We start from the raw sequence: 12,132 nt of genomic DNA on the forward strand, positions 1-12,132 counted from the left end.
TCCGCTTTTTTGAGATGGGGCATCCCTTGATAACGTCGTTCAAATTCCCATCGAGTTAATTTATCGCCGTTTTCTAGGGGAGGAATTGTTAAAGAAGCAGCTATTACTGGGGTAGTTGTCATAAGTTTTCTCTTTTCACCCGTCTTCTAGGTAAGTGTTTCTAATTAAATAGAAGATAGATTTTGCCCTTGATCCCCCCTGCCCCCCTTATTAAGGGGGGTGCCGATAGGCGGGGGGATCCCCCCTGCCCCCCTTGATAAGGGGGGTGTCTGACAATTTTTAACACCTACCTACTTAGTTAATCTTTGCCCGCTATCGGATCAGGCTTTTTTACTGATCTTCCATTATTATAACACCCATCGGTAGGGTGTGTTAAAGCATCTCAACACACCCACAAAAATTAATTGTAAGTCAGCAAATAATCGATAAGTTTAGCCAACCTTACTTGCCCAATTCCTGTCACTCCTCGCTGTATATCTTCTACAGAATCAAAGGGCTTTTCTGAACGTTTTTTCAGAAAATCATTAACAGATGCAGGTGGAATTCCCGCTTTTTTAAGTTGATTAGCATCACAGCTATTCAAAAGCTCTAAAATCGATTTAGAAGGAGGAGAAGGAGGAGGAGAAGCAGAAGGAGGAGGAGAAATAATAATTTTTTCTTCCAGTCTTTTGATTTCTTTTTGGTACTCCTCTCGGATTGCTTGTAACTGGGTTTCTAATCGTTTTTCAAGATTATTCACCCTCAATTCTAGAGGATTATCTGTTTTTTCGGGCGTGGTAATTAACCCAGGAGAAGGAGATAATAACTTCATTTGCTGTAAAGCGATATTCTCCGCTTCTTTATCAACCACAAAAGCGTTAATAGTTTCTAGGCTGCGTTCTTTTTCTTTAGCAATTAAACAGGCATAATACTCTAAATTTCCCTCAATAATCTGGAAGCGTTCAAAGCCAATTTTTTTGAGAATGACAGGACGCATTAAGCCCTTCATTGCTACAATAAGATTAGCTAAGTTGTGTAAATCTGTTTCTGGAAAATAAGAACGCTCTTTAGTAGCTACCACGTCCTGTAAATCAATTAGTAAAAAATCCCACATTTATTTAACTCCTATTTTAGCTAAAACTTCGATTGCTAAGGCTTCAAATTCTGCTGCTGATACTCCCGCATCGCCTTGATTTTCGGCATAATCCATTATAGATTGGGGAGCAGGAATTTCTAAATCTCCCACAGTAACGTATTGATTTATACAGCGAGATAAAGGCATTCTTTCCGAGATAGTCGATTCCATCAAAGGTAAACCATATTTGTCTGGAATCACTTGTTTTTGTCTGGGAAAATTAAATCTTAAGTATTGAGCATGGGTGGAAATTTTGGAAGGTAAAACGCCTAAAATTTTTAGGGGTTCTTTACCTAAATTTTCACGACTTTCGTTAATTGCTTCCTTGATAAAACTTTTTACACTATTTAAACCTTGATTAGAAAATGGTTTAAGATCTGATGGAATAATCAGATAGTCGGAAGCAATTAAACCAGCTTGAGCATAAAAATCTAAGGATGGCGGTGTGTCAATAATAACAAAGTCATAATCATCTCTAACTTTATCTAATTTTTTAGATAATCTTGTGTTAGAGGTTCCGTATCTGGTTAGGGTAGTTTGTTTTTCAATTAAGCTAATATGAGCGGGAATTACATCAATTTCTGGATGATTAAATCCCTGAGATTTTCTGACAACAGTTGGCACAAAAGTTATCTCTCCATCATTGAGCAAATGAAAGACATTTTTATCTTTTAAATCATCGTCATCATCGAATTGAAACTTAATTAAACCAACGGCAAAGGTACTATTAGCTTGAGCATCAATATCAATTAATAAAACTCGCTTGCCTTTTTTACTCAAGGCTGCCGCTAGATTGGTAGCGACGGTGGTTTTACCAACACCACCTTTATGATGATAAATTGCGATGGTTTTCATGGGATTTTTGTTGTTGATTGTTGGAGAATTAAGCGGTGGAATACCCAGGGATAAAGTTTCGTAGCCAATCAGAGATTTTAACTGTTCTAAGTGAGAGGCAATTTCTAACCCAGAACATCTAAAAACTAAATAAATTTTATCGGGTTTTCTTCGATAAAGTTGAATCTCATCACCATTGGTTAATAATCCCCACTGCACTTTAAAGTAGTTGAGATAATAACCTAAACGGTGACGATGATTGGTGAGCTTTTCTCTGGGGTTTTTAGCCTCGACAATTAGACAGTGAGAGGATAAAAACTGCCTTTTATTGATAGGTTTTTGAGCGGAAACAAGGAAATCTAAGCGTACTTTACCGAAGCTAACTTGTTGATACCAATGTTCGGCATTGTAGCCTAGTTTGGGGAGTAAATACTGGACAATTAATTTACTCTCCACTTCCCTTTCGTTATGACAATGGTGAGGGTTGAAAGTCACACATTTGAGGAAATACTTAAGAACAACTTATTGTTAGTTTAAATGATGACGGCCTTTCCCGTCAAGGTGAAGCACAGACTAAATCCTTACTTAATCAAGTATTTCAGCTGCAAGAACGAACCCCATCTATCCCAGAAAAGCTGTATATTGAGATGCACATCGGTAAATTTACGGATTTATTGCAGTAGGATGTTTATCTAGCACTTTTGGCAATGACAGAGAAAACCATCCTACCCACAGGTTAAATTAATGGAGCTGCATAATTTTCTCGGCTACTTTCTGGGAAATAAAAGGTAAAATTGAGCGATTTTGACTGTTATCTTTTCCCTCGGTAAATACCACCAAGAGATAGGGTGTATGATGGGGAATTTCAATATAGGCTGCATCGTGACGCACTTGACTTGTCCAACCAGCTTTTGACCAAATTTGACTATTTTCTGGTAATCCTTGTCCCAGAAATCCTAAGATTTGTGTATCATCTCCTTGACTTGTCCAATCAGCAGGATTAAGACTTCGTTTTAGTAAAGACATCATCATTTGGGAACGTTGGGAAGAAACAGCAATCCCCCCGACAATAGTATGAATTAAACGCGCCACTGCATTGCTAGTTAACATATTGCGATTCTCCATTAATTCCCCTAAAAAAGCGCGTTCACGTCCATAGGGACCATCAGACCAAGTTTTTTGATTAACGTTAATTGTCGCTAATTCTGGCCAATTTAGGGATTGAAAATAACGATTAACTATGTTGCGTTGTTGCTTCCAAGTTTCAAAGGGACCGGCGGCAATTTCTGGACCGCTAGTGGTTCCCGTCACCAGATCTACAACTAAACTGGTAGCATCATTACCAGAGTCAACAATCATGTCACGAATGGCGCGATTTAATTCGGTGTTTTCGGGAATCATTCCCCCTTCTAACCACTCATGAATTGCTACTAGATAAAATAATTTCACTAAACTAGCGGGATAGGTTCTTTCTTGTCCGCGATAGCTAAATCCGCGGGGGGAATATTTCCAGAATTCTTCGTGAGAAATTGCTCCCCCCGTGTTGACGATAACGGGAGGATCATATACTATCCAAGTTAGGGCAATTTGTTCTTGAGCTAATTGGGGAAATTCTCGCCAAGTTGTTTCTAAAATATCTGTACCGAACTGTTGGAGGTGGTCTTCAGTATGAAAAAAGTTCATAGGTGTGCTGCAAAGTCAAGAGTTAGAAGGTGGATAAATTCTTGAGTCGGCAATTCTCATTTTACGGTAAAATTTACCGATAATTAATTATTTGATCGCTTCTGAGTTTAATGTTTATATCTACCGATGAGGTTCATCTCTATTTTATCAGTCTCGATCCCTCTGGGGATAGACTAGAAAAACTGGCTTCTTTGCTCTCGGAAGATGAAATAATTAGAGCTAATCGTTACCATTTTCCCCAACACAAGCGGCGTTTTTTGGTGGCGAGGGGTTGTTTACGGGAGATTTTAGGGTCATATTTGGCGATAAGTCCCGAAAAAATCGAGTTTATCTACAGCGAACGGGGAAAACCGAGTATTAACTACCAATTGCAGTTTAATCTCTCCCATTCCGAAGATATGGCCATCTGTGGCTTGACTTTAACCGCTCGCATCGGGGTAGATTTAGAGAAAATGCGCGAGGTGAAAGATTTAGATAGCTTGACAAAAAGGTTTTTTTGTGCTAGGGAACACGAGCTTGTTGAAAAGTCCGCAGAGAAGGAAAAGCTATTTTTTCAGTTATGGACGGCAAAAGAGGCTTATTTAAAGGCACTGGGAACGGGAATTAGCGGAGGACTCGATCGAGTGGAAGTGGGCCTCAATCCCTTAAAATTAGACAATGTGGCGGGGGAATGGCAATTATGGACAGCGGCAATCGGCGATAATTATCGAGCGACGGTGGTTATCGAAGGTAGCGATCGAGTGATTAAAACCTTTGGCCTTTCTGATCTATGATTAATTGGGGAGTTAATTGCCTTGAGAAATTCAGTAATTATTCCTAGCTATCTCAAGAAAAGCTTGTCCTTAATTATTACTTAACCTTGTTTTCTCTATGCGAATTGCTCTTTTTACAGAAACTTTCTTACCGAAAATCGATGGCATTGTCACCCGTCTTAAACATACCGTGGAACACCTACAAAGATTAGGTCATCAGGTATTAGTTTTCTCTCCCGATGGCGGTTTAAAGGAGTACAAAGGTGCTAAAATTCATGGAGTTACAGGGATTCCCTTACCCCTATATCCGGAATTAAAAATGGCTTTCCCCCGGCCTTCCGTCGGTCAAGCTTTAGAGAGGTTTAAACCTGATATTATTCATGTGGTTAACCCGGCTGTTTTAGGGGTGGGAGGCATTTATTTTGCCAAAACTATGAACATTCCCCTCGTCGCTTCCTATCATACCCATCTCCCCCAATACCTACAACACTATGGATTAGGTTCCCTAGAAGGATTACTCTGGGAATTATTAAAACTGGCCCACAATCAAGCAAGTTTAAATCTCTGCACTTCCACTGCTATGGTGCAAGAATTATCTAGTCGTGGCATTGAAAAGGTAGAGCTTTGGCAAAGGGGAGTCGATACGGAATTATTTCAACCTCATTTAAAATCCCCGGCCATGAGACTGAAATTATCCCAAAATAACCCCGATAGTCCTCTCTTATTATACGTTGGTCGAGTGTCGGCCGAAAAAGAAATTGATCGCATTAAACCAGTCTTAGAAGCGATTCCCGAAGCAAGATTTGCCATTGTGGGAGATGGTCCCCATCGGGAAGCTTTAACAAGTCATTTTGCCGACACAAATACCCATTTTGTCGGTTATTTACAGGGGTTAGAATTAGCCTCCGCTTTTGCTTCCGCAGATGCTTTTCTTTTTCCCTCACGCACAGAAACCCTCGGTTTGGTACTCTTAGAATCTATGGCTGCCGGTTGTCCAGTGGTGGCGGCAAATTCGGGGGGAATTCCCGATATTGTCACCGATGGAGTTAATGGTCATCTCTTCGATCCTAGGGATGAAAAGGGTTTAATTAGTGCCACCCAAAGATTACTAACCGCCAAGGCAGAAAGAGAGGAATTACGACGAAATGCGCGCCTAGAAGCGGAAAAATGGGCATGGCAAGCGGCCACCAAACAATTATTAAATTACTATCACCGGGTTTTGAATAATAATTCTGTGGCTTTTGCCGCTTAATTGTTGTCAAAATGCTCGAATTTAATTGCAAAAACCTTAACCTATTGTAACTTCTATGGCCAGCGCACCCAGTACCACCTTAGATAAGTCCACCCAAGGGGTCAAAAAGACTTATCCCAACTATAAAGTTATTGTTCTCAACGATGACTTTAACACCTTCGATCATGTGGCCAATTGTTTAATTAAATATATCCCGGATATGACTACCGATCGAGCTTGGGAATTAACTAATCAAGTTCACTACCAAGGACAAGCAATTGTCTGGACAGGTCCCCAAGAACAAGCGGAACTTTATCACCAACAATTGCGACGGGAAGGATTAACTATGGCTCCTCTAGAGGCCGCATAATTATGAATAATGGTCGTTTAGTTTGGAATCATTCTACTCATATTCCGGGGTTGATTGCGGTATTAGAAAAGTTAATTACCTATCAAGGAATCACCACTGTCACCCCGGGGGTACTTTCTCGCTCAAAAGGTCATTGTCCGCGGTTACAATTGCGGATATCAGTACCAATTCGTGGTGGTTTTAAGGTGATTGCGAGGACAGGAAAAAGTGTGCAGGAAGTCTTTGTTATCACCGATTTAAACCAAGAGGATTTAGAAATGGCTATCCAAGCTTGTTTAGGAAAATAACTGTCGTGGGTGCGTTGTTGAAAGGCTGCTGGTTACTAATTATTTTTTTTCTGTTTTTCTGTTTACATTCTCTCCCTAGTTTGGCAGTAGTGGATAGAGTTCCCTTAACAGTAACTTTATTGCAGGAACGTTTAAGCGCACCCGTCCTTAAAGAAGGGATGACTACCATCGATTTAGCCAATTTAGTTATCGATATCCGCGATGAAAATAAAGAACTACAAGAACAATTTTATCAACAGATTCAAGGTCAAATTAATCGCGCTAAACAACCCCTAGGTTTAGATTTTAGTAATTCCTTAATTCAAGGCAATTTTATCGCTTCCCGTCTGGGTTTACCGACTCCTTTAACAAAAGTAGCTCTCGCTACTTTATTATCACCCACGGAAGAACAGTTATTACAACAGGACGAAAATTTTTTATTCGATAGCGATGAACCGGTTTTTAATGTCACAGTATTTCGTGGACCGGTGAAGTTGCAGGGAACCGTATTTATGGGAGAAGTGGACTTTTCTAAGACTTTTTTTCTGCAAATTGTCGAAGCAATGGCAGCAAAATTTAGTCGTGAAAGTAATTGGTTAGAATCGCGGTTTGCTAGGGTGGCGAAATTTAGCAAAGCCACTTTTATGGGAGATGTAAATTTTAGTCAAAGTCAATTTTTAAATAAAGCTATCTTTCGCATCGCACATTTTAAAAGTATTACTAACTTCCATGGCAGTCATTTTACTGCCGAAGCTTATTTTGATCAAACTAAATACGATAAACCCGCATATTTTACCCGTACTTTCTGGGAAAAAGAAGCCAATTTTTCCCAAAGTCAATGGCGAGATCGTCCGCTATTTTCTAAGAGTAGATTTTTAAGCTTATTAACCTTTAGAAATGCAACTTTTGAAAAATCAGGCGCTTTCCGGTCTAGTTATTTTAATAGTGTGGTTAGTTTTCAAGATGTGAAACTTTTAGATCAGGTAGATTTTAGTAATTCCACTTTTACTAAAAATAGTTATTTGAGTGTATCAGGATTAGCTTTTGATTCCGATAAAGCGAAAATACTAGGAGATAGAGGAGTAATTGGTCAAGTAATTTATTTACCAACCCTAGCAGGAAATGAAACAGTTTTAAGAAATTTAGTTCGTAATTTTCGCTCCCTAGAACAAATTGCCGATGCTAATCAAATTGAATACAAAACCGAAAAATTGCGAGTTCAACAGTTAAAACAAAAGCTAAATAATATCTCAATTATTCGCCTAATTAACCTCACTTGGTTAGCTGATTTTCTGCATACTTCTTTCCTTGCTTTACTATTACTCTTAAGTCAAGATGGTACAAATTTTAGTTTAGTTTTCGGTACAGGAATCATAATTTTTGCCTATTTTGGCTGTTTATTTTGGTTAATTGATCGCGTGCGTCGTCTCACTCCTAAACCAGTAATTCCTAGTCGTTATGAAATCTTTTGTATGGTGACTAGCTATATTATTCTCACCCTTTCAGGTGTGTTTAATATCCTGCAATCTGCCAGTCGTCCTCTCCTAACTTTAACAGCTATTGCCCTAATTCTTGTCCCCTTACCCTTAATTTTAGTTATCGAACTTTATCGTCGGGGACGCTATCACGATTTAATGGATAGTTCCTATTTTCTGCAAGATGGTAGTATGCGACAATTACGCTTATTAATCACCCGTTTACCCGTGGTTCCCGAATTTCCCCTCTTTCGCGATCGTTATACTCCTATTTCTTGGCAAAAGCGTTGGAATTGGTTAAATTATTACGATTTAAGTCTCAATAATTTGCTAAAATTAGGCTTTAATGATTGGCGAGTTCGCGATCGAGAATTACCCGCTATCATTTCTTTTTTAGTTTGGTATCAATGGGGTATCGGCATCTTTTATATCACTCTCCTTATCTGGACTCTCTCGCGCACGATTCCGGGGTTAAATCTCTTGATTTATTTAAAATAAACTGTAAAAATTTAAATACAGCAGTTATCTTTTCGTTTTGGGTAGCCGGTCGCCGGTCGTCAATACCAAGCTTATTAACTAGAAGATGCGGGTGTTTGGAGGGTGTGGCTGTACTTGAGAAGATTTGCGGGAAGGGAGGTAAAATTCAATGAGGGGGGTGATATTATCTCTCTCAACTGGTTCAACAAGGGAGGATAGCGATATGAAACCGATTCGACTTCAAGTCTGGAAAGTAATGGCTGTCACCCTGTTGAGTCTTTTATCCCCTCTAACATTGAGCCAAAAAGGGTTAGCACTCAATTGCAACAGTGAAGAGGTCAAGTTTTTGATTGAAGAGAAACTGAAAATCAGGCTAAATCAGAAAAAGCCTGTCAATCAAGAGGTAAAAAATGACCAATTAGAGACAATTAAGCAGTGGGGGGAATTTCTGTATCCAGAATTAAAGCAAGAAGATGTCATGTGTGCTTTAATTAATGTCCTCAATGATAAACGGCTGCCCCCAGAATTACGCAGTCAATCTGCTGACGTACTAGGTGGTGTTGGCACAGAAGCTGAACCTGCTAAACCCTACCTATTGATTGCTTTCGAGGATGAAAACCCGCAAGTGCGCCGCAGTGCGATCGAAGCTGTCAGAAAAATTAATGCTAATGGAACTGTTGACTATCTTATTAAAGCTCTAGATGATCAGGATAGCGATGTAAAAAGAGCAGCAGCAGGAGCATTAGGAAGTATAATAAACAAAGAAGAATCACAAAAAGCTGTTCCTCAACTTATTAAACTGCTCGAAACAGATCCCAATGGATTTGTCCGTCAAGGTGCTGCTGAAGTATTAGCAGGAATTACCTCAACAGACACAAGTGTTAAAACTGCCCTGAATACATCTGTCAAGAATGATTCAGCTTGGTTTGTTCGCAAGAAAGTTATAGAAACATTAGATGCAAAATCCAATATAAAAGTTATTGACATAGACAACTTAATTCCTCTCTTGAAGGACAAAAATTATACTTTGCGAACCCAAACTTTCGCTCTTTTGATTAAAATGGGTAATAAAGCTGAAAAAGCATTACCTGAATTAATTGATATTGTAAAAAATGAACCCAATGATACAGCTCGTCAAGTGGCAGTTCAAGCAATTCATAGTATTGGCAAGAGAGATGAAGAAGCTGTAAAAGTGTTAATTAAATTGCTGCAAACTGACTCCGATCAGACAGTGCGAAATAATGCTGTTGAAGCTTTAAGTAAAATCGATCCCTATACCTCTAGTAGCCGACAAGAATTAATCAAGTTTCTAGAAGATAAAAATGAAGATTTGCGAGTGAGTTCATCTGTTGGATTGAGTAATATTGCAACTTCCTTACAGGATCAATATCAGCGTCAGAAAGAGACAGACGGATTATCTCAAGCGATCACGGATTTAGAGAATGCTAAAAAAGCAATGGAATCAGCTTATCAATCAGAATGGCAAGACAAAGAAAAAAAAGAAAAATTCGTGCAACAACAAGATATTCTTGCTCGAAGACTAGATTTTCTTAAAGAACGACAAAATAAGGTATCTCAACAGTGGCTGATAAGTATTATTACTCATCCTTATATTAAAATTTTTGGTAGCTTATTTCTCACCAATCTGCTAGTTTTTTGGCTCTCTCCTCTCTGGTTACTTAAGATTGATGAACAAATCTGGAAACCTGCTTTTGAAGCTCACCCTGTAGCGAAGGCAATTGCATCAATTCTGAGTTTCTTCCCACTTTTAAAATATCATCCAAGAGTTTTAGATCGATGGGTAGAAAGATACTTTAAAGAAGTGAAACAAGACTTCCTTCATAAACCTACCGTCCAGCATCATACAATTTATGTCCCCCTTCCTGTCCAGACTGATTCTGGTGATAATCTGACAACGATTGAACAACTCACCAGTCAAGATTTAAAAGAATCTTTCCCAAGACATCTGCTTATCTGGGGAGAAAGTGGAGTTGGAAAAACCAGTATAGCCTATCAAATTGCTCAATGGGCAATGTCAGATAATAAAGAAGAGCGTCTCTGTAAACATCGGATGTTACCGGTGCTGATTGAAGAAAATATAGAGATTGATAATTCGGGAGGGGAAAAACCTTTTTTAGCCGCTATTCGAGGTCAACTAGAAGCAGCAATTACAGAAGAAAGTGTTTCTCCAGAACTCCTTAAACATCTGCTGATGAAGCAGCGAATATTGGTCATTGTAGATCATTTGTCAGAAATGAGTGAAACTACACGCAAATTAATTCGTCCTGGACAGCCAGATTTTCCAGTTCATACTTTAGTGGTCACCTCCCGGCAAGAAGAATCCTTGGGTAGTGTTTTGACGATCCAACCTTGTCAACTTACAGGAAGTCAAATTTCTACTTTTTTAGAAACCTATTTAGTTAAGAAAGGGGTGCGGCAACTCTTTACTGACAAGGAGTTATATAAAGATTGTGCTAAGTTATCCGAAATTGTCGGTCAAAAAAGGATTACACCTATGTTCGTAAAATTATATGCCGAACAGTTAATTGAAAAGAAAGTCAAAGTGGCGCAAGAATTAACTTTGCCGAATAATATTCCAGAATTAATGCTCAAATACCTCGATGAACTCAACCGAGAAATTAAAGAAGAAAACAGATCAGGTGATCGCATTGTCGATCAAGATGCCAAGTCTCTAGCTTGGGCTTGCCTGAAGAATAGCTATCAACCCTCAGAAATTATGCGTTCGGAGGCACTGGTTACTTTGGGAGGTAATGATGCTGAAGAACGACTAGAATATTTAGAAGAAAAGCTACACCTCATTCAAACGAACCAAACTTCTAAGGATAAAATTCATTTCATTCTTGAACCTCTGGCAGAATATCTAGCAGCTTGGCATTTAGTTGATCTTTATGCAAAAGATCAAAAACAAGAAGAGTGGCAAAAGTTTCTCGAACAACTTGATAGCGTACCTAAAGCTTTTGTGATAGCAGTAAGGGATTGTTGTGAGGCTAGAGCGGAAAAAGTTCACCTCCCACAATTTGTAGTCGAAAAACTCAACCAAGTTAATGGTAAGTCACTTTCAAATTGACAGCCCGATTAATAATCTTGGTGTTAATCGAGATAACTGACTTTTTCACGACTACTTGTAGTGGCTTGCAAACAGTAAATTTTGAACCAGAATTAACTACAACTATGCGTAAGGAAAAGGTTGATTTTTTATCACGAAAGCTCGACCCCCTGAGCCTGTTGCAGCTGTTCCCAAGCATCCTCCCCCACCTCACGCACATATTCCTTTGCCTTTGCTAAGTATTCCTCCCGTCCGTATAGTTTGGGGATGGTTTCGCGCATCCGAAATACGCGAGCGCTCTGGCTGAGGATGTAGGTAACTTGCTGACTATCTTCTCCCAACAGCGACAAACTGGGAGGAGTTAAAATGATGGTTGCGTCTCTTGTGGCGGTGGTTTTCGGGTTGGTGGCGCAAATCAGGCCATGATAAACTAGAATACAAGAGCTATTCTAAATCAATAAGAATATGCACATCATCAGCCGTAAAAAACTGCGGCGATTTTCCGGAAAACACGCCGATGCTGCCAATGCCATTAATACTTGGTATAAAATTGCTAGTAAAGCAGAGTGGAAAAACCTAGCTGAAGTTCAAGCTGTGTATTCTCAAGCGGAAGCTGTTGGTAATTTCACGGTCTTTAATATCAAAGGTAATCGCTATCGTCTAATTGTAGATATCGTTTACAAAGATCAAATAATTTACATCAAGTACATTTTGACTCACGCGGAGTATGACAAAGATGAGTGGAAAAATGACCCTTACTTTAAACCGTGATACCTACGGAAGGTTACTAGCCGAGTATCTACCAAAAGTAATAGAAAACGATGCAGAAAACGAACAGGCTATTAACCTAGCTGAGGCCTTAT

General features: G+C 39.2%; 10 protein-coding genes and 2 pseudogenes. 8 read left to right on the forward strand and 4 right to left on the reverse strand.

Annotated elements, in window-relative coordinates; genetic code table 11:
* The 4 genes and pseudogenes from O9332_RS12800 to O9332_RS12815 all read right to left on the reverse strand — a co-directional run.
* Positions 1 to 122, reverse strand: a pseudogene (locus O9332_RS12800) (Uma2 family endonuclease); the annotation flags it as partial.
* Between the two features lie 278 nt (positions 123 to 400).
* Entirely contained in the window at positions 401 to 1,093 is a 693-nt protein-coding gene (locus tag O9332_RS12805; RefSeq protein ID WP_002758098.1) for a hypothetical protein, read from the reverse strand.
* Positions 1,094 to 2,443 carry an AAA family ATPase gene (locus O9332_RS12810; RefSeq protein WP_002758096.1) on the reverse strand — a complete coding sequence of 450 codons (1,350 nt, stop codon included), beginning with the start codon at positions 2,441 to 2,443 and terminating at the stop codon, positions 1,094 to 1,096.
* Positions 2,444 to 2,689: 246 nt separating this feature from the next.
* The gene (locus O9332_RS12815) at positions 2,690 to 3,631 is read right to left on the reverse strand and encodes a serine hydrolase (RefSeq protein ID WP_002758088.1); all 942 of its coding nucleotides are present in this window, start codon (positions 3,629 to 3,631) and stop codon (positions 2,690 to 2,692) included.
* Positions 3,632 to 3,741: 110 nt separating this feature from the next.
* On the opposite strand from O9332_RS12815, the gene O9332_RS12820 reads away from it, so the two are divergent.
* The 8 genes and pseudogenes from O9332_RS12820 to O9332_RS12855 form a co-directional block, all read left to right on the forward strand.
* Positions 3,742 to 4,404, forward strand: coding sequence for a 4'-phosphopantetheinyl transferase family protein (locus O9332_RS12820; protein ID WP_002758086.1), 663 nt, complete (start codon positions 3,742 to 3,744; stop codon positions 4,402 to 4,404).
* A gap of 97 nt (positions 4,405 to 4,501) precedes the next feature.
* On the forward strand, positions 4,502 to 5,635 hold the full coding sequence (locus O9332_RS12825) for a glycosyltransferase family 4 protein (RefSeq protein WP_002758085.1): 1,134 nt from the start codon (positions 4,502 to 4,504) through the stop codon (positions 5,633 to 5,635).
* 55 nt (positions 5,636 to 5,690) lie between these two features.
* Entirely contained in the window at positions 5,691 to 5,984 is a 294-nt protein-coding gene (gene clpS, locus O9332_RS12830; RefSeq protein ID WP_002758084.1) for an ATP-dependent Clp protease adapter ClpS, read from the forward strand.
* A 2-nt stretch (positions 5,985 to 5,986) separates the two neighbouring features.
* Positions 5,987 to 6,271 (forward strand): DUF2103 domain-containing protein, encoded by a 285-nt coding sequence (locus O9332_RS12835; RefSeq protein WP_002758083.1) that lies wholly within the window; start codon positions 5,987 to 5,989, stop codon positions 6,269 to 6,271.
* 5 nt (positions 6,272 to 6,276) lie between these two features.
* On the forward strand, positions 6,277 to 8,223 hold the full coding sequence (locus tag O9332_RS12840; protein ID WP_002758082.1) for a pentapeptide repeat-containing protein: 1,947 nt from the start codon (positions 6,277 to 6,279) through the stop codon (positions 8,221 to 8,223).
* Between the two features lie 202 nt (positions 8,224 to 8,425).
* Positions 8,426 to 11,290: a HEAT repeat domain-containing protein gene (locus O9332_RS12845; protein ID WP_002758077.1), complete on the forward strand. Its 2,865-nt coding sequence runs from the start codon at positions 8,426 to 8,428 to the stop codon at positions 11,288 to 11,290.
* Positions 11,291 to 11,734: 444 nt separating this feature from the next.
* On the forward strand, positions 11,735 to 12,040 hold the full coding sequence (locus O9332_RS12850; protein WP_288025881.1) for a type II toxin-antitoxin system HigB family toxin: 306 nt from the start codon (positions 11,735 to 11,737) through the stop codon (positions 12,038 to 12,040).
* A pseudogene (locus tag O9332_RS12855) lies at positions 12,006 to 12,132 on the forward strand (transcriptional regulator); the annotation flags it as partial. The gene O9332_RS12850 and the pseudogene O9332_RS12855, both read left to right, overlap by 35 nt.

Origin of the sequence: Microcystis sp. LE19-10.1B, from assembly GCF_027530565.1 — a bacterium.
In the GTDB taxonomy this organism is placed as follows: Bacteria; Cyanobacteriota; Cyanobacteriia; order Cyanobacteriales; family Microcystaceae; genus Microcystis; species Microcystis aeruginosa.